At 72.6% G+C, this 20,808-nt stretch carries 16 protein-coding genes and 1 pseudogene; 8 read left to right on the top strand and 9 right to left on the bottom strand.

What is annotated here, in order from left to right:
- The first annotated feature begins 180 nt into the window (after nucleotides 1-180).
- Together K4G64_RS05485 and K4G64_RS05480 are read left to right on the top strand one after the other, a co-directional pair.
- Complete coding sequence (locus tag K4G64_RS05485) at nucleotides 181-1,128, top strand: methionyl-tRNA formyltransferase (protein WP_221754875.1); 948 nt, start codon at nucleotides 181-183, stop codon at nucleotides 1,126-1,128.
- A gap of 159 nt (nucleotides 1,129-1,287) precedes the next feature.
- On the top strand, nucleotides 1,288-1,767 hold the full coding sequence (locus tag K4G64_RS05480) for a MarR family winged helix-turn-helix transcriptional regulator (protein ID WP_221754874.1): 480 nt from the start codon (nucleotides 1,288-1,290) through the stop codon (nucleotides 1,765-1,767).
- Here K4G64_RS05480 and K4G64_RS05475 read toward each other — a convergent pair.
- The 4 genes from K4G64_RS05475 to K4G64_RS05460 form a co-directional block, all read right to left on the bottom strand.
- Nucleotides 1,749-2,450: a response regulator gene (locus K4G64_RS05475; RefSeq protein ID WP_221754873.1), complete on the bottom strand. Its 702-nt coding sequence runs from the start codon at nucleotides 2,448-2,450 to the stop codon at nucleotides 1,749-1,751. The two genes, K4G64_RS05480 and K4G64_RS05475, sit on opposite strands and share 19 nt — an antisense overlap.
- A complete protein-coding gene (locus K4G64_RS05470; RefSeq protein WP_221754872.1) occupies nucleotides 2,447-4,075 on the bottom strand; it encodes an ATP-binding protein in 1,629 nt (542 codons plus the stop codon). The genes K4G64_RS05475 and K4G64_RS05470 overlap by 4 nt, the downstream gene beginning before the upstream one ends.
- A 95-nt stretch (nucleotides 4,076-4,170) precedes the next feature.
- Nucleotides 4,171-4,671, bottom strand: coding sequence for a hypothetical protein (locus K4G64_RS05465; RefSeq protein WP_221754871.1), 501 nt, complete (start codon nucleotides 4,669-4,671; stop codon nucleotides 4,171-4,173).
- Nucleotides 4,672-4,745: 74 nt separating this feature from the next.
- Nucleotides 4,746-6,641 (bottom strand): ABC transporter ATP-binding protein, encoded by a 1,896-nt coding sequence (locus K4G64_RS05460; protein WP_221754888.1) that lies wholly within the window; start codon nucleotides 6,639-6,641, stop codon nucleotides 4,746-4,748.
- A gap of 215 nt (nucleotides 6,642-6,856) precedes the next feature.
- Here K4G64_RS05460 and K4G64_RS05455 point away from each other — a divergent pair, with 215 nt between their 5' ends.
- The 3 genes from K4G64_RS05455 to K4G64_RS05445 all read left to right on the top strand — a co-directional run bounded on the left by K4G64_RS05455 (nucleotide 6,857) and on the right by K4G64_RS05445 (nucleotide 10,006).
- A complete protein-coding gene (locus K4G64_RS05455; RefSeq protein WP_374206366.1) occupies nucleotides 6,857-7,840 on the top strand; it encodes a YbhN family protein in 984 nt (327 codons plus the stop codon).
- 69 nt (nucleotides 7,841-7,909) lie between these two features.
- Complete coding sequence (locus K4G64_RS05450) at nucleotides 7,910-8,674, top strand: crotonase/enoyl-CoA hydratase family protein (RefSeq protein ID WP_221754870.1); 765 nt, start codon at nucleotides 7,910-7,912, stop codon at nucleotides 8,672-8,674.
- A 234-nt stretch (nucleotides 8,675-8,908) separates the two neighbouring features.
- Complete coding sequence (locus K4G64_RS05445; protein ID WP_221754869.1) at nucleotides 8,909-10,006, top strand: mechanosensitive ion channel family protein; 1,098 nt, start codon at nucleotides 8,909-8,911, stop codon at nucleotides 10,004-10,006.
- Nucleotides 10,007-10,075: 69 nt separating this feature from the next.
- Here K4G64_RS05445 and K4G64_RS05440 read toward each other — a convergent pair whose 3' ends face one another.
- Nucleotides 10,076-11,620: a M1 family metallopeptidase gene (locus K4G64_RS05440; RefSeq protein ID WP_221754868.1), complete on the bottom strand. Its 1,545-nt coding sequence runs from the start codon at nucleotides 11,618-11,620 to the stop codon at nucleotides 10,076-10,078.
- A gap of 187 nt (nucleotides 11,621-11,807) precedes the next feature.
- Here K4G64_RS05440 and K4G64_RS05435 point away from each other — a divergent pair, with 187 nt between their 5' ends.
- Entirely contained in the window at nucleotides 11,808-14,027 is a 2,220-nt protein-coding gene (locus K4G64_RS05435; protein ID WP_221754867.1) for an NADP-dependent isocitrate dehydrogenase, read from the top strand.
- Nucleotides 14,028-14,114: 87 nt separating this feature from the next.
- Here K4G64_RS05435 and K4G64_RS05430 read toward each other — a convergent pair.
- Nucleotides 14,115-14,455 (bottom strand): annotated as a pseudogene (locus tag K4G64_RS05430) (DUF5713 family protein).
- 81 nt (nucleotides 14,456-14,536) lie between these two features.
- On the opposite strand from K4G64_RS05430, the gene K4G64_RS05425 reads away from it, so the two are divergent.
- Entirely contained in the window at nucleotides 14,537-15,325 is a 789-nt protein-coding gene (locus tag K4G64_RS05425) for an N-formylglutamate amidohydrolase (RefSeq protein ID WP_221754866.1), read from the top strand.
- Nucleotides 15,326-15,400: 75 nt separating this feature from the next.
- Here the strand turns inward: K4G64_RS05425 and K4G64_RS05420 are convergent, their stop codons facing one another.
- From K4G64_RS05420 to K4G64_RS05410, 3 genes are all read right to left on the bottom strand, one after another.
- A complete protein-coding gene (locus K4G64_RS05420) occupies nucleotides 15,401-15,940 on the bottom strand; it encodes a hypothetical protein (RefSeq protein ID WP_374206365.1) in 540 nt (179 codons plus the stop codon).
- A gap of 5 nt (nucleotides 15,941-15,945) precedes the next feature.
- A complete protein-coding gene (locus tag K4G64_RS05415; protein ID WP_097222155.1) occupies nucleotides 15,946-16,521 on the bottom strand; it encodes an RNA polymerase sigma factor in 576 nt (191 codons plus the stop codon).
- A 62-nt stretch (nucleotides 16,522-16,583) separates the two neighbouring features.
- Nucleotides 16,584-18,014, bottom strand: a complete 1,431-nt coding sequence (locus tag K4G64_RS05410; RefSeq protein WP_221754865.1) for a S8/S53 family peptidase — start codon at nucleotides 18,012-18,014, stop codon at nucleotides 16,584-16,586.
- Nucleotides 18,015-18,183: 169 nt separating this feature from the next.
- On the opposite strand from K4G64_RS05410, the gene K4G64_RS05405 reads away from it, so the two are divergent.
- On the top strand, nucleotides 18,184-20,751 hold the full coding sequence (locus tag K4G64_RS05405) for a CHAT domain-containing protein (RefSeq protein ID WP_221754885.1): 2,568 nt from the start codon (nucleotides 18,184-18,186) through the stop codon (nucleotides 20,749-20,751).
- Nucleotides 20,752-20,808: the final 57 nt, after the last annotated feature.

Below are 20,808 nucleotides of genomic sequence, written 5' to 3'. Positions count from 1 at the left end.
AGGCGGCACGCCAAAGAACTTAGGTGAGCCTAAGCTAAACAAGTTGAGGTGTCGACAGGGCAAAACGGACACCGACCCGATCGGACTCCGTCAACTGGGCGATCTCGCCGACCCGTTGCGAACTAAGGTAAGCCTTGCTTTACTTGCGTCGGCCACTGTCTTGCTCTGAGGAGGAACCCCATGCGGGTCGTCATGTTCGGTTACCAGACCTGGGGGCACCGCACCCTGCAAGCCCTCCTGGAGTCCGAGCACGACGTCGTGCTGGTCGTGACCCACCCCAAGAGCGAGCACGCCTACGAGAAGATCTGGAGCGACTCGGTCGCCGACCTCGCCGAGGAGCACGGCGTGCCGGTGCTGATCCGCAACCGCCCGGACGACGAGGAGCTGTTCGAGCGCCTCAAGGAGGCCGACCCGGACATCATCGTGGCCAACAACTGGCGCACCTGGATCCCCCCGCGCATCTTCGGCCTGCCGCGCCACGGCACGCTGAACGTGCACGACTCCCTGCTGCCGAAGTACGCCGGGTTCTCCCCGCTGATCTGGGCGCTCATCAACGGCGAGCCCGAAGTGGGCGTCACGGCGCACATGATGAACGACGAGCTCGACGCAGGAGACATCGTCCGGCAGGAGGCGGTGCCGGTCGGGCCGACGGACACGGCGACCGACCTCTTCCACAAGACCGTCGACCTCATCGCCCCGGTCACCATCGGCGCGCTCGGTCTGATCGCCGCCGGCCGGACCGAGTTCACGAAGCAGGACCGCTCCCAGGCGTCCTTCTTCCACAAGCGCGCCGACGAGGACAGCCGCATCGACTGGAGCTGGCCGGCCGAGGACCTGGAGCGCCTGGTGCGCGCCCAGTCCGAGCCGTACCCGAGCGCCTACACCTTCCACCGGGGCAGGCGGCTCGACGTCCTGGCCTCGTTCGTCTCCGAGGGCCGCTACGGCGGCACGCCCGGCCGCATCTTCTACCGTGAGGGCGACGGCGTGGTGATCGTCGCCGGCGCCGACGCCCGCACCGGACGCAACCGCGGTCTCGCCATCACGCGGGTACGCACCGAGGACGGCCGGGAGTTGCCCGCGGCCGAGTACTTCACCTCCATGGGCGGCTACCTCACCGACCGCCCCTGACGTGCCGGCCCCGGTACGGTCCCGGGGCCGGCCGGCATCGCCGCCGCGCGGACCCGGTCCGCGCGGCGGCGGTCACGCGCGCTACCCCGCCTCCACTCCCAAGTGACGCATCTTCGACCGGCGTTCACAGCGCGGGCACAGCCGGGCTACCGTTCACACATGACCCCGCCCAGCGTGCTGAACCTCAGCGCGTACCTGATGTACGCGACGGGAAAGGCCGCCCGCCGCACCCTGTCGGAGAAGCTCACCGCGAGGGAGCTGCGGCTGTGGCATCTGACCGTCCTGACCCTGGTCGCCGACCTCGGTGCGCAGCCCAAGGGTGTGCTGGCCGCCCGGCTGGACATGAACGCCAGTGACCTCGCGCGGATCGTGAAGGACCTGGCCGGCGCCGGGCAGGTCGAATGCGTCCGCAGCCTCACCGACCGCCGCCGCGTCGACGTGCGCATCACCCCGGAGGGCAGGAGCGCCCTCGAGCATCTCAACGCCGACATCGCCTCCGCTGACGACGACATCCTGACGCCGTTGAGCGAGGCCGAACGCGAGCAACTCGCCTCCCTGCTGCGGCGCGTGCACACCCACCACGAGGCGACGGGCCCCGCCGCAGGGTCGCGGACGGCGGCTCAGGCTCGCCAGGCGTAACGGCGTTCGGGCCGGCCGGCGACGCCGTAGCGCAGGGACACCTCGGCGCTGCCCGTGCCGTGGAAGTACTCCAGGTAGCGGCGGGCGCTGACGCGCGAGACGCCGGTCAGAGCCGCGCACTCGGTGGCGGAGAGGGTGCCGTCCGCCTCGCGCAGGGCCTGTTCGACGAGTTCGGCGGTCTCCACGCTCATGCCCTTGGGCAGGGTGTGCGCCGGGGCGGGGACGAAGGCGCCGGCCAGGACGCGGTCCACGTCCGCCTGCCCCCGGACCACCGTCGTGAGCAGCCGCCCCCGCTGAGCGGCGTATCTCTCCAGCCGCAGCCGCAAGTCCGCGAACTCGAAGGGTTTGAGGAGGTAGTCGACGACGCCGCGGCGGACCGCACCGCGCACGGTGTCGGCCTCCGTCGCCGCGCTGACGACCATGACATCGCAGTCATGGCCCGCGGTGCGCAGCCGGGGTATGACATCGAGGCCGAAGAGGTCGGGCAGATAGAGGTCCAGCAGGACGAGGTCGGGGCGCAGCTCGTCGACCGCCTCGACGGCCTGCTCCCCCGTGTGGGCCGTGCCGACGACGCGGAACGGCTCGACGCGTTCGACGAACGCGCGGTGGACCCGGGCCACCATGAAGTCGTCGTCGACCACGAGGACGTCGATCGCGCCCCCCTTGTCGCTCGCCTCGGTCATGGGGCCGCTCCTTCCGCCACCGTGCCGGTCAGGTGGCTGACGGTCATGCGTGCGGTGAACACGGCCCCTTCGGGGGTGTTGGCCACCGAGATCTCTCCCCCGTGCCGTTCGCAGACCAGCTTGGTCAGGGCCAGTCCGATGCCGCGCTCGCCCTCGCGGGCGGCCTTGGTGGTGAAGCCGTGGGAGAACACCTCGCGGGCCAGCTCGGGGGCGACCCCGGGCCCGGAGTCGCGGACCGCGATCTCCACGCTGGAGGCGTCCTGCCGCAGCGCGACCTCCACCCAGGCGTCGTCCCGGGCTGCGGCGGCGTCGACGGCGTTGTCCACCAGGTTGCCCACCACGGTCGCCACATCGGCGGCGTCCTCCGGGGCGAGGCGCTCCAGCGCGGTGTCGTCCGAGATGCGCAGGCTGACCTTCCGCTCGGCCGCCAGGGACGCCTTCGCCATCAGCAGCGCGGCCACCGCGGTGTCCCGGACTCGGCGGCTGAGGGTGACGTCCAGGGACTGGCGGTGCCGGCTCAACGTGCGTATGTAGCGCACGACTTCGTCCTGCTCACCGATCTGGATCAGCCCGGAGATGGTGTGCAGCTGGTTGGCGAACTCGTGCGCCTGTGCGCGCAGCAGCTCGGAGGAACTGCGGAAGGAACCGATCTCCCGCTCCAGCCGGGCCAGTTCGGTGCGGTCGCGCAGGGTGGTGACCGAGCCGAGCGGCCGGCCGTCCTTGGCGACGGTCATCCGGTTCATCACCAGGACCCGGCCGTGGCGCACGACCACCTCGTCGCGCTCGCCGGCGGCCGTGCCGGACAGCACGTCGCGCAGCCGCCCGTCGATGCCGAGGCCGGTAAGGCTCTGGCCGACGCAGTCCTCGGGCAGGTCGAGCAGCCGGCGCCCCATGTCGTTGACGAGGGTGAGCCGGTGCTGCGGGTCCAGGGCGATCACCCCCTCGGCGATCCCGTACAGCATCGCCTCCCGGTGTTCGGCGAGTCCGGCGATCTCGCCCGGCTCCAGGCCGAGGGTCTGCCGTTTCACCCGCCGCGCCAGCAGCCAGGAGCCGGCGACGCCGAGTCCGCTGGCGATGCCGAGGTAGGCGAGCAGATAGGAGGAGGCGCCGTTGAGCCGCTGCCACACCGTCGGATCGGCCTCGCCGATCATCACCGTGCCGAGGATCCGGCCCAGGTTCTCCTCCGTCGCCCCGAGCACGGGCACCTGGGCGGCCAGCTCGCGGTCGCCGTCCAGGGTCAGCTGCCCGGACCAGCCGCGCCCGCGGGCCGTGCCCGGCCCGAGCTGCATCCGTTCCCCGACGACCGTGGGGTTCGTGGAACTGACGATCCGCCCGGCCCCGTCGGCCACCGACACCGACGTCACCCCCGACTGGGCCTGTGTGGAGAGCACCAGCGGGGCGAGCGCCTCGCCCGGCGCGGGGCGCACCAGCTGGCTGCGGACCAGGGGGTTGGCGGCCAGCTGTTCGGCGAGCGCGCTCACCCGGCGTCCCTCGACGCGGTTGAAGGTGGCCTGCGACTGGGCGAGGGAGACCGCGGCGACAGCCAGCAGCACCACCACGACGATGGCGAGCTGGAGCACCAGCATCTCGCCCGCGAGCGAATGGCGACGAAAGGTGGCGACCACGACGAACTCAATCTCCGATGCCGCCGCGAGGGGGGCGGCTCATGTGCCGAGCCGGACCATCATGACGCCCACCAGCCGAAATCGAAAGAGAGAGGTCACCGCCCGCTCGGCTTGGGGCCGATGCCCCGCAACTCCCTGATCGTGCCGCCGAGCTTCGCGCGGAAGGACTCCAGCAGTGCCGGTTTCACGCTGACCACCCAGCGCGGGCCCACGAGGTACTTGCCGCCGTAGACGCGTGCCTCCTCCAGCCAGGTCTCCTTGAACCTCTCCTCGGGGAAGGTGGTGATGAGGTAGTCGGCCTTCTTGGTGTGGCACAGGCCCTGGCGCAGTTCGTCGGCGTCGATGCGGATCTTCGCCTTGCAGCCGGTGAGCCCGGCGATCACCTCCACCTTGGCCGGTGCGACGACTCCGGCGGCGGGAGCGGCGGTCACGCTCGGCGCCGCCTTGGCGCCGTCGGTGCCCTCGCCGTCGTCACCGCCGCAGGCCGTGACCAGGGGGAGGACGATCAGGGCGCCGGCCGCCGCGAGGGCGCGCGGCCGGTGGGCGCGGGAGGGGGTGCGGCGGGGGGATCGTGCGGTCGGTTGCGGCTGGGACACGTCGCCTCTCCGGGTGCGGTCTTTCGGCAGGCTTTCGACAGGAGTACGCACAGGTCCGGGCGGGCGTTCACGCCTCACGCGGCCTCCTCCACCGCCTCGCCCCGCGTCCCGTCGGCCGGGCCCGCGAACTGGGTGCGGTACAGCTCCGCGTACCGCCGTCCGGCCGCGAGGAGTTCCTCGTGCGTGCCCCGTTCCACGATCCGGCCGGCCTCGACGACCAGGATCTGGTCGGCCGCGCGGACGGTGGAGAGGCGGTGGGCGATCACGACGGCGGTCCGGCCCTCGAGTGCTTCGGTGAGGGCTTCCTGGACGGCTGCCTCGGAGGTGTTGTCGAGGTGGGCGGTGGCCTCGTCGAGGATGACGACGCGCTGGCGGGCCAGCAGCAGCCGGGCGATGGTCATGCGCTGGCGTTCCCCGCCGGACAGGCGGTAGCCGCGTTCGCCGACCACGGTGTCGAGGCCGTCGGGCAGGGAGCGCACGAGGTCGTCGAGGCGGGCCCGGCGCAGGGCGTCCCACAGGTCGTCCTCCGTGGCCTCGGGGCGGGCGAGCAGGAGGTTGGCGCGGACGGTGTCGTGGAAGAGGTGGCCGTCCTGGGTGACCATGCCGAGGGTCTGCCGCAGCGACCCGGCCGTGAGGTCGCGGACGTCGACGCCGCCGATGCGCACGGCGCCCTCGTCGGTGTCGTACAGGCGCGGCATGAGCTGGGCGATGGTCGACTTGCCCGCGCCGGAGGAGCCGACGAGCGCCACGGTCTGGCCGGGTTCGGCGCGGAAGGACAGGCCGTGCAGGACTTCGTCGCCGCCCCGCTTGTCCAGGGAGGCGACCTCTTCGAGGGAGGCGAGGGAGACCTTGTCGGCCGCCGGGTAGCCGAAGCGGACGTTGTCGAACTCGACCGCCACGGGCCCCTCGGGCACCGGTCGCGCGTCCGGCTTCTCCTCGATGAGCGGCCGGAGGTCGAGCACCTCGAAGACCCGCTCGAAGCTGACCAGGGCGCTCATCACCTCGACGCGCGCCCCCGCGAGCGCCGTCAGCGGCGCGTAGAGCCGGGTCAGGAGCAGGGCGAGCGACACGACCGCGCCGGGTTCGAGGGCGCCGCGCAGCGCGAACCAGCCGCCGAGGCCGTAGACGAGGGCCAGGGCGAGGGCGGAGACCAGGGTGAGCGCGGTGATGAAGGCCGCCTGGGCGGTCGCCGTCCGGACCCCGATGTCCGCGACCCGGCGGGCTCGTTCGGCGAACTCCCGCGACTCCTCCTCGGGACGGCCGAAGAGTTTGACCAGGGTGGCGCCGGGGGCGGAGAACCGTTCGGTCATGCGGGTGCCCATCGCCGCGTTCAGCGTCGCGGCCTCCCGCTGCATCCGGGCCATCCGGCTGCCCATGCGCCGGGCCGGGATCACGAACACCGGCAGCAGCACCAGGGCGAGCAGGGTGATCTGCCAGGACAGCGTGAGCATCACCGCGAGCGTGAGCAGCAGCGTGACGAGGTTGCTGACCACTCCGGAGAGGGTGTTGCTGAACGCGCGCTGGGCGCCGATGACGTCGTTGTTGAGCCGGGAGACGAGGGCGCCCGTACGAGTGCGTGTGAAGAACGCGACCGGCATGCGCTGCACATGGTCGAAGACCGCGGTCCGCAGATCGAGGATCAGATGCTCCCCGAGTGTCGCGGACAGTCTCCGGCCGAGGATGCCCAGCGCCGCCTCTGCCAACGCGATCAGCGCGATGAGCAGGGCCAGGCGTACGACCCTGCCCTCGTCCCCGCCCGACACGATCGTGTCCACGACCCACCCGGCCAGGACGGGGGTCGCCACGGCCAGCAGGGCGGTGCCCACGCCGAGCAGGACGAAGAGGGCGATGCGGCGCCGGTGCGGGCGGGCGAACGCGCCGATGCGACGCAGGGTCGCCAAGGCGAAGGGACGGCGGTCCTGTTCGGCGTTGATGACACTGTGCAGCTGTGTCCACGCCGTGGTCTCCATGCTCATGGGAGCGACCGTAGAACCTCAAGCAATCTTGAGGTCAAGGAGCTCGCGCATTTCCCCGACATCCCGCACAATCAGCCCGATCCCCCTCTTCCCCGTCCCTCCGCGCAAAGGCCCCGATGACGCTCCCCACCCAGCCGCTTTCCGCGCGCAATCCCCAGTCCCCGCTCCCGCAACCCGCAGTTGGCACGGCCTGGACAGCCTCTGAAGACGTGACAGCGGTACAACTCCCCGAACTCCGCCCGGGACGACTCCCCCGTCGCGTCCCGGTCCGCCGCCTGAGGCAGATCCTGTGTCTGCTCCCGCTCCTGCTCGTGACCGTGGTCGCGGTGCAGCACCGGTCGGTGCTGGCCGCCGGTTTCGCGCATCTGGGCACCGCCGAGTGGCCCTGGCTGCTGGCCGCGGTCGGCGCGACCTGTCTGACCTGGGTCGCCGCCTCCTGCACCCGGCAGGGCGCGGTCGTCGAGCGACTGCCCCGACGACGACTGCTGGCCACGCAGTTCGCGGCCGGCGCGGCCAACCACCTGCTGCCGACCGGTCTGGGCGCGAGCGCGGTCAACCTGCGGTTCATGACCGTGTGCGGGCTGCCGCTCGCCCGCTCCTCGGCGGCCCTCGGCCTGTACCTGCTCGCCGAGAGCATCGGCCGGGTCGCGCTGCTGGGCGCCCTGCTCGTCGCGTTCCCCGACGCGCTGCGGCTCGGCGCGCTGATGCCGGAGACGGCGTTCGGTCCGCTGCTGGCCGGCATCGCGGTGGTGCTCGTGATCGCCGTGACCGTGCTCGTCCTCGTGCGACGGCTGCGCTTGGCCCTGGTGTCGTTCCTGCGGACGGCGCTCGGGGAGGCGCGAACGGTGCACACCCGTCCGGCGCGCGCGCTGGCGCTGTGGGGCGGGTCCTTCGCCTTCCCGGCCCTGCAGGCGTCCGTCCTGGTGCTGACGGGGCGGGCGCTGGGGCTGGACGTCCCGGCCGCGCACATGGCGGTGGCCTACCTGGCGGCGACGGTCGCCGTCGCGCTGGTGCCCACACCCGGCGGCATCGGCTCGGTGGAGGCGGCGCTCGTCATCGCGCTGGTGGCGGCGGGCGGCCCGGCCGCGGTGGCCACCGCGGTGGTCCTGGCCTTCCGGGTCATCACCGTCTGGCTGCCGCTGGTGCCGGGCGCGCTGACGCTGGCGGCGCTGGTCCGGCTGAAGGTGATCTGATCCGGGTTCCGGCTGAAGATGATCCCACCCGGGTAGCGTGCCGATTCCGTCACGCAGAAGGGACTTCACATGCCGGTGCGGACCGAACGCCAGGGCCACGTGACCACCGTCGTCCTCTCCCGCCCCGAGGCACGCAACGCGGTCGACCGTCCGACCGCGGCGGAACTCCTCGCCGCCTTCCGGGAGTTCGACGCGGACGACGAGGCCCGGGTGGCGGTGCTGTGGGGTGAGGGCGGCACGTTCTGCGCCGGCGCCGACCTCAAGGCCCTCGGCACCGAGCGCGGCAACCGGGTCGAACCGGAAGGCGACGGTCCGATGGGCCCTACGCGGCTGCGGCTGTCCAAGCCCGTGATCGCCGCCGTCGCCGGGCACGCCGTGGCCGGGGGTCTGGAGCTGGCCCTCTGGTGCGATCTGCGCATCGCCGAGGAGGACGCCGTGTTCGGCGTGTTCTGCCGCCGCTGGGGCGTGCCCCTCATCGACGGCGGCACCGTGCGGCTGCCCCGGCTGATCGGCACGAGCCGCGCCCTCGACCTGATCCTCACCGGCCGCCCCGTCCCGGCCGCCGAGGCCCACGGCATGGGGCTGGTCAACCGCCTGGTGCCACCCGGCCGATCCCGTGCCGCGGCCGAGGAACTGGCCGCGGAGATCGCCCGGTTCCCGCAGAGCTGCCTGCGCTCCGACCGGGCCTCCGTCCTGGACCAGGAGGGCCTGGATGAACCGGCCGCGCTGCACACCGAGTTCCGGCACGGCATGGGCGTCCTGGCCGAGAGCCTCGAAGGAGCCGCCCGGTTCGCCTCCGGCGAGGGCCGGCACGGGTCGTTCACGGGCCGGTGAGCGAGCCGGGCGTGACAGTGCGTCATGTGCAGTAACTCACGCTCCGCCCACCCCCGTCCGCGGTACGGAGCCCCGTACGGGATACGGCAGGATGAACGATCGTGCCGACCGCGGGTCAGGGTGGTCGGGCACCTTCGGACATCCCGGAAGACGAGCAGGTGACGACGTGACGAGACTTCACATCCGACCGCTGACGGCGGCGTTCGCGGCAGCTCCCCGCCCCGGAGGTGACCGGTGAACCGGGCACTCACCGTGGACGATCTGCTGTTCGCCGGCATCGCCCTCGCCTCGGGCCTGCTGGCGGCGTTCGCGCTGCGCATCCTGCTGCGCTGGCTGGGCAGGCACGCCGACCGCACGCGCTGGACCGGCGACGACGTCATCGTGCACGCGCTGCGGGCCGTGGTGCCCTGGGCCGCGGTCGTGGGCGGCGTGGCGGGCGCGGCGGCGGTGCTGCCGCTGACCCGCACGGTGCAGCACACCACCAACCAGGTGCTCACCGTGCTGCTCATCTTCGTCGCGACGGTGTCGGTGGCACGGGTGGTGACCGGGCTGGTGCGCACGGTCACGCAGTCCCGCTCCGGGGTCGCCGGATCGGCCACGATCTTCGTCAACATCACCCGGATCCTGGTCCTGGCGATCGGCTTCCTGGTGGTGCTCCAGACCCTGGGCATCTCCATAGCCCCGCTGCTCACCGCCCTCGGTGTCGGCGGTCTGGCGGTCGCGCTGGCGCTTCAGGACACCCTCGCCAACCTCTTCGCGGGCATCCACATCCTCGCCTCCAAGACCGTCCAGCCCGGTGACTACATCAAGCTCAGCAGCGGCGAGGAGGGCTACGTCGAGGACATCAACTGGCGGCAGACGACGATCCGCAATCTGTCCAACAACCTCATCGTGCTCCCCAACGGTCAGCTCGCGCAGGCGAACATGACCAACTTCATGCGCCCCGAGGAGCAGCTGACCATCCTGGTCCAGGTCGGAGTGGCCTACGACAGCGACCTCGACCACGTGGAGCGGGTGACCAACGAGGTCATCGCCGAGACGATGACCGAGGTCGACGGCGCCGTGCCGGACCACGAGCCCATCATCAGGTTCCACACCTTCGGCGACTCCCGCATCGGCTTCACCGTCATCCTGGGCGTCGGCGAGTTCAGCGACCAGTACCGGATCAAGCACGAGTTCATCAAGCGCCTGCACAAGCGCTACCGCTCGGAGGGCATCCGCATCCCCGCCCCGGCCCGGACGGTGGCGCTTCAGCAGGGCGGGGTCGTCATCCCGCAGCAGCGCACCGGCGAGATCGAGCCGGGCGGGCTGAGCACCGCCCGGTTCGACTGAGGCGCGCCGGGGCGGACCGGGGCGCGCCCGGCCGAGGCACGCGGGCCCGGCCGAGGCGCCCCCGGTTCTCTACAGCGTCGCGGAGTTCTCGTGGCGGTGGCTGTCCCTGCGGTCACGCGGCGCAGAGAGGGACGCCTTCGCCGGCGTGACCGTCCAGTCCGGGTGCCCCGGCATCCGCGGCGTCTTCGTGCCGTACAGCCAGTCCTGCAGGAAGCCGCCGAGGTCCTGGCCGGAGACCTCCGAGGCGACGGCGATGTAGTCCTGCGTGGAGGCGGTGGAGTCGCGGTAGCGCTCCAGGAACGCGCGCTCCAGGGCGGTGAAGGCCTCCTCGCCGACCTGCTGCCGCAGCGCGTACAGCACGAGCACGCCGCCCAGGTAGCGCTGGCTGTCGAACAGGTTGGCCGCGTTGGGCGCCGCCACCGGCCCGGAGTCGCGACGCCACTGGTCGCCCTGGGCGTAGGTGTGCTTCATGCGGGCTTCCAGCGTGGTCATGCCCAGCGAATCGGCCCAGCCGCGCTCGTAGCGGTACAGCAGCCCGTAGAAGTCGGCGTGGCCCTCGTTCAGCCACAGGTCGGCCCAGGTGGCGGGGGTGACGCTGTTGCCGAAGTAGGAGTGGACCAGCTCGTGCATCATGTGCGAGCCGATCTTGCTCTCCTCCTGGAGGAGGTAGTTCGGCTTGTAGATCGTGAGGGTCTGGGTCTCCAGACCCGTGAAGTCGAAGGCGTTCGAGGCGTCGTTGTTGCAGGGCAGCAGGCCGTACGTCTCGAAGGGGTACGCGCCGAGCCGCTGCTCGACCCACGACACCAGCGCCGGGGTGAGCGCCAGGGCCGGTTCCAGCGCGGTGGCCCGGGCGACGGGCACGACGTCCCGCAGCGGCAGCCCGTGCGGGCCCTGCCGGTCCTTGATCACGTAGTCGCCGACGGTGATCTGCACCACCTCGGTGGCGATCGGCGAGCGGGAGCAGTATGTGTACGCGGTCCGGCCGCCGGACAGCTGCTCGGTGCGCACCAGTGTGCCGCTGGCGACGCCCCGCAGCCCGTCGGGCACGGTGAGGCGGAAGGTGAAGTCGGCCTTGTCGGAGGGGTGGTCGTTGCAGGGGAAGACGGTGTGCGCCAGATCCGGCTGGCAGCACACCGCGAATCCGTCCGGGGTGGCCACCCAGCCGCCGGTGGGCGGCGGGGTCCGGCGCGGGTCGGCGCCGTAGGCCACGGACACCCTGGCCCGGGCCTTCGCCGGGAGCGACCGGGCGGGGGTGATCCGCAGCTTCTCGGCCACCTGCTCGAAGGCGGCCGTGCGGCCGTTGATCCGGACGGAGCGTATGTCCAGGCCGCGCGCGTCCAGGGAGAGGCGGCTGAGGGCCTGGGTGGTGCGGATGGTCAGGGTCGCGGTGGCCTCGACGAGCTTGGTAGTGGCGTCGTACGCGAAGTCGAGGTGGTAGGCCGAGACGCGGTATCCGTCATTGCCGAGGGCGGGGTAGACGGGGTCGCCGAGGGTCTCGGCGCCCGGCGTGGCGCCGGTCCGGCCGGCCGCCTGGGCGGGAATCCCCGTGGTCAGAGCCGCCGCCGTGCCGAGAAGGGCAACCACGGGGGCCGTCACTCTGGTGCGATATCTCATGGTCCGCTTTCGCTCGGACGGCCGGGTGGTCAGGTCCGGCCGTGGCTTGGAGTGAGTGATCTCTCTCCCAGACACGGGAGCGGGGCGATCGGTTGCGCGAAACTGGTCGCGGACCCCTGTCGAGACGAGGTCGCTCACGAGATATCTTGATGTCGAGCAATGTTGCAGACGTGGAGCGGAGCACCCGGTGACTGACTCGACCATCATCTATACGCACACTGACGAGGCCCCCGCACTGGCGACGTATTCCTTCCTGCCGGTGGTCCGGGCGTACGCCTCGCAGGCGGGTGTCGCCGTGGAGACCCGCGACATCTCGCTGGCCGGGCGCATCATCGCCGTGTTCCCGGAGTACCTGACCGAGGACCAGCGCATCCCGGACGCCCTCGCGGAGCTCGGCGAGCTGGCCAAGACGCCCGCCGCCAACATCATCAAGCTGCCGAACATCTCGGCGTCCATCCCCCAGCTCAAGGCCGCCGTCGCCGAGCTGCAGGGCCAGGGCTACGCGCTGCCGGACTACCCGGACGACCCCAAGACCGACGAGGAGCGCGAGATCCGCGCCCGCTACGACAAGGTCAAGGGCTCCGCCGTGAACCCGGTCCTGCGTGAGGGCAACTCCGACCGGCGCGCCCCCGCCTCGGTCAAGAACTACGCCAAGTCCCACCCGCACCGCATGGGCGCCTGGACCCCCGAGTCCAAGACCAACGTGGCGACCATGGGCCAGAACGACTTCCGCTCCACCGAGAAGTCCGTCGTGATCGCCGAGGACGGCACGCTGCGCATCGAGCTGGTCGGCGACGACGGCACCACCACGGTGCTGCGCGAGTCGGTACCCGTGCTCGCCGGCGAGGTCGTCGACGCTTCCGTGATGCGCGTCGCCGCGCTGCGCGAGTTCCTGACCGCGCAGGTCGCCAAGGCCAAGGCCGAGGGCGTGCTGTTCTCGGTGCACCTGAAGGCCACGATGATGAAGGTCTCCGACCCGATCGTCTTCGGCCACGTGGTGCGCGCCTTCTTCCCGAAGACGTTCGCGCAGTACGGCGACAAGCTCGCCACGGCCGGCCTCACCCCGAACGACGGCCTGGGCGGCATCTGGAAGGGCCTGGACGCCCTGCCGGAGGGCGCCGAGATCAAGGCCTCCTTCGACGCCGAGCTCGCCGAGGGCCCGGAGCTGGCGATGGTCGACTCCGACAAGGGCATCACCAACCTGCACGTGCCCTCGGACGTCATCATCGACGCCTCCATGCCGGCCATGATCCGCACCTCCGGCCACATGTGGGGCCCGGACGGGCAGGAGCACGACGCCCTCGCGGTCATCCCGGACTCCTCCTACGCGGGCGTCTACCAGGCCGTGATCGAGGACTGCCGGGCCAACGGCGCCTTCGACCCGTCGACCATGGGCACGGTGCCGAACGTCGGCCTCATGGCGCAGAAGGCCGAGGAGTACGGCAGCCACGACAAGACCTTCGAGATCGCCACCACGGGCACGGTGCGCCTGGTCGACGCCAACGGCACCGCCGTCATCGAGCAGACGGTCTCGGCCGGTGACATCTTCCGCGCCTGCCAGACCAAGGACGCGCCGATCAAGGACTGGGTGAAGCTGGCCGTCACCCGCGCCCGCGCCACCGGCGACCCGGCGGTGTTCTGGCTGGACGAGACCCGCGCGCACGACGCCAACCTGATCGCCAAGGTCAACACCTACCTCGCCGAGCACGACACCGAGGGCCTGGACATCCGGATCCTCAACCCGGTCGAGGCGACGAAGCTGTCCGTGGAGCGCATCCGCCGCGGCGAGAACACGATCTCGGTCACGGGCAACGTGCTGCGCGACTACCTGACCGACCTGTTCCCGATCCTGGAGCTGGGCACCAGCGCCAAGATGCTGTCGGTCGTCCCGCTGATGGCGGGCGGCGGCCTGTTCGAGACGGGTGCGGGCGGCTCGGCGCCGAAGCACGTGCAGCAGCTGGTCAAGGAGAACTACCTGCGCTGGGACTCCCTGGGTGAGTTCTTCGCCCTGGTGCCGTCCTTCGAGCAGCTCGCGAAGGTGGCGGGCAACACCCGCGCCCAGATCCTGGCCGACACGCTCGACCGCGCCACGGCGACCTTCCTCGAGGAGGACAAGTCCCCGACCCGGCGCGTCGGCGGCATCGACAACCGCGGCAGCCACTTCTACCTGTCCCTGTACTGGGCGCAGGAGCTGGCCGGGCAGACCGACGACGCGGACCTGGCGAAGGCCTTCGCCCCGCTCGCCGAGACGCTCGCCGCGAACGAGCAGAAGATCGTCGACGAGCTGAGCGCCGTGCAGGGCAAGCCGGTCGACATCGGCGGCTACTACCAGCCCGACCCGGCGAAGGCCGAGCGGGTCATGCGCCCGTCCACCACGTGGAACGAGGCCCTCGCGTCCCTGAGCTGACGCCCCGGGCCGCTTCGGCCCGCTGACTCCGCCCCGGCCGGCACAGCGCCCGGCCGGGGCGGAGCCGTGCGCGCCCCTCCCCGGGCCTCACCACTCCCGCGTGGCGATCAGCTCCTCCACGTCCGCGTCCGGGAAGCCGTACGCGGACGCGACGAAGGCGAAGTCCCCGGCATCTCCTCCCGGGCCACCGTCTCGATCTCACTGCCGTCCGCCTCGAACGCGGCCTGAAGGTCGTTGAACTCCTCCGTGGCCGCCTGAGTCAGCGCGTACAGCGCGGGGAGGCCGGCGGGGCGCTCCCGCTCGATGCGCTCGCACAGGGCGAGGAGGATCGCGCGGCCGCGGTCCACCACGTGGTCCGGGTAGTAGCCGTCGTCGTACAGCCCCCGGAGGAACGGGTGGGTGCTCACCTGCTGGTTGCTGATCGGCATGGCGTCCTCGGCCTCGATGGTCGGTCGATGTGGCACCTTGATCCTGCCGGACACCACTGACAACGCCCATGGAGCCGCCTCGTGACCGACGTCCCGCCGCCTTTCGAGCTGCTGCCCGGGGCCGGACATTCCCCGGTGATCCTCCATGTGCCGCACGCCGCGCGGGAGATACCGCGGAGCGTGCGCGCGGGCATCGCGCTCGGTGACGACGAACTGGCACGGGAGCTGGACCACATCACGGACGCGCACACCGACCGGATCGCCGAGGTCGCGGCCGAGCTGGCCGGCGTCACGCCGTGGCGGTTCGTCAACCGGCTGTCGCGGCTGGTCGTCGACCCGGAGCGGTTCCCGGACGCGCGTGAGGAGATGCTCGCCGTCGGGATGGGGGCGGTGTACACGCGGACCACGCACGGCGAGGCGCTGCGGTCCGAGGGCGTCGAGGCCGGCCCGCTCGTCGAGCGGTACTTCCTGCCCTACGCGCGGGCGATGACCGAGGCCGTGGCGGACCGGCTGGCAGCCACCGGGCGAGCCGTGATCGTCGACGTGCACTCCTACCCGAGCCGGAGGCTGCCCTACGAGCTGCACGGGGAGGGGCCCCGCCCGGCGGTCTGTCTCGGCACCGACTCCTTCCACACGCCTCCCGCGCTGCTGGACGCGGCCCGGGTGGCGTTCGGGGAGACGGAGCTCGACACCCCGTTCAGCGGGACCTACGTCCCCCTGGAGTTCTACGGGAAGCGGCCCGAGGTGAGCGCGCTCATGGTGGAGATCCGCCGGGACACCTACATGACCGAGCCGGGCGGCCCCGCGGGGCCCGGGCTGGAGCGGCTCGGCGGGGCACTGGCCCGGCTGGTCGACGCCGTGTCCCGCTGAGCCGTACAGCGGGTGATCCGGGGCCCGGCCCGATGGCCGGCCCCGGCCCGGTGTCTCAGCCCACCGGCCCGGTGACTAGGCCCGCAGCCATTCCGTGACCACCACGTCCTCGCCCGTCCGCAGCCGCAGGGCGAACGGGCCGGACAGGGGCACGTCGCCGGTGAAGCGGCCCAGGTCGTCGGCCGTGAGCGGGGAGCCGGGGCGCGGTCCGCCGAGGACCTCGATGCGGGCCGGCTGGGGCGGCAGCACCTGCCCCATCAGTCCCCGTGCGGTCACCTCGACGTCGACGGTCACCTCGCCGGCCCGGAAGGTCAGCATCCGGGGCACGTCGGTGACGCCCCGGACCGGCAGGGCGTCGACCAGCGAGTCGAAGGTCAACTCCGCCACGCGCGCGTCCAGGTCGTGCAGCGCGTAGGCGTCGACCGCGAGCTGCTGGAGCTCCCCAGGCACCGGGTCGAGCACGGCGGCGGCCTGCCGCAGCTCCTCCTCCAGCAACCCGGCGTCGAACTCGTCGTCCCCCCAGTCCCCTTCGCCCGACAGGTCGTCGTCGCCCAGGCCGTTCCTGCCCCGCGAGGACGGATCTTCGTTGAGGTCGTCGTCGTTCATGTCGTTCATGTCGCTCACATCGCCCCCCGCGCCTCGAGCCGGGCCCGCAGGCGCCGCAGACAGCGCTGGCGCAGCGGCCCGATGCTGCCCACCGCGATCCCCAGCGCGGCGGACACGTCCTGGTAGCTGGGCGGCGGCGTCGCCATCAGCACGCGCAGCAACTGCCTGCACCGCTCGCCCAGTTCCTCGAACTCCTGCCACAGCCGCCGTACGCGTTCGCTCTGCGCGGCGGCCTCCTCGGAGTCGAGCAGCGACTGTTCGGGCGTGCCGTCCTCGCTGACCCGGTCCAGCAGCCGTGGATCGTCCGTCAGGGTCAGCCGCTGGGAGTTCCTGATGACCTTGAGACACTCGTGGCGGGCGGTGCTGGCCAGCCACGCGCCGGCCTTGCCGGGCTCGCGGATCCGTCCGAGGTGCTGGGCGAAGCGGAACCAAGCGGTCTGGTACACCTCGTGGGCGTCGGCGTCCGAGAGCCGGTGGGCCCGGACGACGGACCACACCAGTGGGCTCAGCCCCTCCACGAGCGCCTTCCAGGCCCCCGCGTCACCGTCGGCGGCCGCCTGGACGAGCGCGCCGGCATCAGTACGGTCCACGGCAGCCCCACCCCTCGAATACGGCACGTCATCGTACGCCGTGCAGGGGGCGGCTCCGGTCCTCACAGCCCGGGGCCGAGGCGCACGACCGGGACGGGGCGCCAGGTGGGCGGACGCAGTGCCGGTACGTGCGCGCCGCGCACCTCCGCGAACTCGGCGTTGGCGGACAGCAGTTGCCGCCGGGCCGCGCGCGGGTCGGTCTCCTTGTGCGCCGTCATGTGGGCGGCGACCAGGCCGGCGGTCACGGGGGTGGCGAAGGAGGTGCCGCTCCACTGCGCGTACCCCTCGAACATCACCTGGTCCGGCTTGGCCGCGTTGCCCTCGTCGCTCAGCACGCCGCTGTGGCGGGGGTGCTGGCAGGTACAGCCGTAGGAGAAGCCGTAGCGGCAGGCGTCGTACGTGGAGTGCTGGTACACGTACGGGACGGGCGAGTCGAAGCCGGTGAGGGCGCTGGTGAGGCGCTCTCCGGGGGCGTAGACCTTCACCCAGGGGCCGTGGTTGGTGAAGCAGGCGCCGAACTCGCCGTCGCTGCGCAGGGCACCGACCGACAGCACGGAGTCCTCCCAGCCGGGCAGATCGGCGTAGGCGGCCGGCCAGAAGGGCGCCGCGCTGGCGTTGTTGCCGGCGGCGGCGACCAGCAGGGTGCGCTGCTCGCGCAGTTCCCGCATGAAGTTCTCGACGCCGAGCAGACCGTCGGTGCGGCCGTTGGAGGTGCCGGCGGAGAGGCTGAGGACGTCGGGCCAGCCTCCGGCGTCGACGGCCTCGAAGAGCTTCTCGCCGAACTCCGACTCCAGGATCGCGCCGGCGTCGTTGAGGGTGCCGCGGACGGTGATGTCGGTGTTGGGCGCGACGGCGGCGACGAGCCCGGCGATGAACGTGCCGTGGCCGACGTACTGCTGGAGGACGCCCTGGTCGTCGCACTCCCGCACCTGGGCGTCGCCGCCGGTGTGGGCCAGCAGGCCGCAGGAGCGGTAGTCGCGCATGAGGCCGGTGTCGACGACGAGGACGCCGACGGCGGTGTCCGGGTCGTGGGGCGTGTCGGCGGCGGCCGGGTTGGGCGGCTCGCTGAGCGGGGCGGGGACCGGTTCGTCGCCGGGGCAGGCGTTGACCGCGATGTGCACCACGTGGTTGCGGGCGACCATCCGGCGCCCGGTCCGGGACTCCTGTTCCCGCACGGAGCGCAGGGCGTGGGCGACGGCGCGGTCGGCGTCCCGGGCCCCCTCACCGGGGTCGCCGACCCGGATGCGGGTGATGCCGCTGCGGTTGGTCTGCGGGCCCGCCCGGCGGATCTGCTCCTGGTCGAGGTCGGGTGCGGCCGTGAAGTGCGCCCGTACCGTGTCCTCCACGATCCGGGCCTCCTCGCCGTCGCGGACGAGGACCACACCCTTCTCGTACATGAACTCCGCCGAGTCGTCCGGGCCCATCGCCAGGGGGACGTCCGGCATCGAGCGCTGGATCTGGTCGAACTGCTCGTGGAATCGCTGAGGTGCCATGCGGGTCCTCCCGTTGGTGCGACGGCGTCGGCCGGTACCGCTGAGCGGTCGTCAACAAGAGCCGCCCCGCCCTCCCTTGATACAGCTCGAAACCTGTGTGGTGCGCCCCGGGACCACTACCATCCGAAAAGTGACAGCGGGAAGCGACTCGGTGACGGAACTGCTGCCGATGGTGTTCGCCGACCCGGGCGAGGCGCTCGCGAGGGCCCGGGCGCTGCTCGACGCCGACCCCGCCCCGCTGGACGCCTCGGTCGCCCACCAGGTGATCGGCATCTGGCAGCGGGATTTCGGCGATCTGCGGCTCGCGCTGCACCATCTGCGGCGGGCCCGGGAGTGCGCGGCGCGCGCCGACTCGGCCGACCGGGAGGCCGACGTGCTGGCCACGCTGGGCGTGGCGCTGGTGCACGCGGGCCGCACCCGGGAGGGCCTGGCGGCCTTCGAGCGGGGTGTCGCGCGGGGCGCGGGGCACACCAGGGCCCGGGTGCTGTACCGGCGGGCGTACGTGTGGTGGGTGCTCGGCCGTCATCGGGAGGCGCTGGAGGACGTGCGCCGGGCGGTGCCCGTGCTGCGGCAGGCGGACGACGTGATCTGGACGGCGCGGGCGCTGACCCTGCGGGCCACCGTGCATCTGGCGCTGGGGTCGGTGGAGCGGGCGGAGGCGGACTTCACGGCGGCGGAGGCGCTGTGGGACACCACCGGCCAGGAGCACGACAAGGCCGATGCGGTGGAGAGCCGTGGCCTGGCCGCGTTCCGGTCGGGGGACGTACCGGCGGCGCTGCGGCTGCTGGACGAGGCGGAGGAGCGGTACGCCCGGCTCGGCACGCCGACGTTCATGCTGAACATCCGGCGCTGCGAGGTGCTGATGGCGGCGGGTCTGGCACCGGAGGCGCTGGCCGAGGCGGACGCGGCGATCGGGAAGCTGGACGGCATCGGCGGGCAGTCCACCCGCAAGGCGGAACTGCTGCTGGCCGCCGCGCGGGCCGCCCGGCCGGCGGGCGATCCGCACACGGCGATCGCCCGCGCGGCCCTCGCGGTACGGCTGTTCGCCGGGCAGCGGCGCACCTGGTGGGAGACGCACGCCCGGCTGGTGCTGATCGAGGCCCGGCACGCGGCCGGGCGCGGCTCGGGGCGGCTGGTCGCCGACGCCGCCGCGGTGGCCGGGAGGCTGGCGTCCTTCGGCTCCCCGGCCGCGCCGGAGGCCTCGCTGCTCGCGGGCCGGATCGCGCTGGACCTGGGCTGGACGGCTGACGCGGAGCGGCACTTGGCCGTGGCGGCGCGCAGCCGGCGCAGTGGTCCGCCCCTGGCGCGGATGACGGGCTGGGCGGCGCAGGCGCTGCGGGCACAGGCCGCCGGGTCGGCCCGGGGCGTGCTGGAGGCCTGCCGACGGGGCCTGGACGTCCTGGACGATCACCGGATGACGCTCGGCGCCTCGGAGCTGCGGGCCCGTGCCACCGAACAGGGCGCGGAGCTGGCCGCTTTGGCGCAGCGGGCCAGTCTGGTCTCCGGCGGGCCGCGGCGGCTGCTGGTGTGGAGCGAGCGCTGGCGTGCGACCGTGCTGTCCACACCGCCGACCCGGCCGCCCGCCGACCCGGAGCTGCTCAGCGGCATGACGGCGTTCCGGGAGATCGCCTCGCGTGCGGAGGCCGCCCGGATGGAGGGCCGGCCGGTTCCTGCGCTGGAGCGCGAACAGCGGCGTCTGGAGCGGGAGATCCGCTCCCGCACACTGCACATGAGGGGCGATGCGCCCGGGGACGGCGACCGGTTCGACGTCGGCCGGCTGCTGGAGCGGCTGGGCGACGAGGTCCTGTTGGTGGAGCTGGCCGTCCTCGACGGGCGGGTGCAGGTCCTGCTGTGCGGGCGGGGGCGGGTGCGCCGTTTCGAGGCCGGGCTGCTCGCCGAGGCCGAGACCGAGGCCGAGCACGTGCAGGCGGGGCTGCGGCGGCTGGCCCACCCGGGGGCCGAGGCCCGGCTTGCGGTGGTGGAGGCGGCGGGCCGGCGGCTGGAGGAACTGCTCCTCGGACCGGCCGCGGCGCAGCTGGGCCGGGGTCCGGTGGTGATCGTGCCGCCGGGGCGGCTGCACCGGGTGCCGTGGGCGCTGCTGCCGTCACTGCGGGAACGGGTGCTCAGCGTGTCGCCGTCGGCGGGCAGCTGGCTGCGGGCCCGGGAGACCGCGCCGCCGGCCGAGGGCTGCCATGTGCTGGTGCGCGGCCCGGGCCTGGCGACCGGCGGTGCCGAGGTGCCCGAGCTGGCCGGCCGATACGGCTGTGCGACGGTCCTGGAGGAGGACGAGGCGCGGGTGCCGCGGGTGCTGGAGGAGCTGGACGGGGCGGCGCTGGCACACATCGCCGCGCACGGCACGTTCCGCGCGGACAGTCCGCTGTTCTCGTCCCTGCGGATGGCCGACGGGCCGATCGTCGTGCACGACTTCGAGCGACTGGACCGCAGCCCGTACCGGATCATCCTGTCCTGCTGCGACACCGCCCGCCTCGCCTCCGTCGGCGCCGACGAACTGCTGGGCCTGGTCACGGCGTTGCTACCGCTCGGCACCGCCGGGGTGGTGGCGTGCAGCGCGCCCGTGAACGACGCCGCGGTGGTGCCGCTGATGCTCGCGCTGCACAAGGGCCTGGACGCCGGCCTGTCCCTGGCGGAGGCCCTGCGCGACGCCCGGGCCGCCCTGCCGGGCGACGCGCTCCACCAGGCGACGGGCTGGGCGTTCTCGGCGTTCGGGGCGGCCTGACGCGGGTTGGGTTCGGGGAGGGGCCGGGGCCCGGGCCTCTGCCCGACCCGCCGGGGC

The organism is Streptomyces sp. WAC04114 (assembly GCF_019733245.1).
In the GTDB taxonomy this organism is placed as follows: domain Bacteria; phylum Actinomycetota; class Actinomycetes; order Streptomycetales; family Streptomycetaceae; genus Streptomyces; species Streptomyces massasporeus_A.
This window is presented reverse-complemented; position numbering and strand designations above follow the sequence as displayed.

Excerpts from the sequence above, each read along its gene's own strand:
- K4G64_RS05485 (WP_221754875.1), top strand. The coding sequence starts at position 181 with ATGCGGGTCGTCATGTTCGGTTACCAGACCTGGGGGCACCGCACCCTG.
- K4G64_RS05480 (WP_221754874.1), top strand. The coding sequence starts at position 1,288 with ATGACCCCGCCCAGCGTGCTGAACCTCAGCGCGTACCTGATGTACGCG.
- K4G64_RS05475 (WP_221754873.1), bottom strand. The coding sequence starts at position 2,450 with ATGACCGAGGCGAGCGACAAGGGGGGCGCGATCGACGTCCTCGTGGTC.
- K4G64_RS05460 (WP_221754888.1), bottom strand. The coding sequence starts at position 6,641 with ATGGAGACCACGGCGTGGACACAGCTGCACAGTGTCATCAACGCCGAA.
- K4G64_RS05450 (WP_221754870.1), top strand. The coding sequence starts at position 7,910 with ATGCCGGTGCGGACCGAACGCCAGGGCCACGTGACCACCGTCGTCCTC.
- K4G64_RS05440 (WP_221754868.1), bottom strand. The coding sequence starts at position 11,620 with ATGAGATATCGCACCAGAGTGACGGCCCCCGTGGTTGCCCTTCTCGGC.
- K4G64_RS05420 (WP_374206365.1), bottom strand. The coding sequence starts at position 15,940 with ATGAACGACATGAACGACGACGACCTCAACGAAGATCCGTCCTCGCGG.
- K4G64_RS05410 (WP_221754865.1), bottom strand. The coding sequence starts at position 18,014 with ATGGCACCTCAGCGATTCCACGAGCAGTTCGACCAGATCCAGCGCTCG.
- K4G64_RS05405 (WP_221754885.1), top strand. The coding sequence starts at position 18,184 with ATGGTGTTCGCCGACCCGGGCGAGGCGCTCGCGAGGGCCCGGGCGCTG.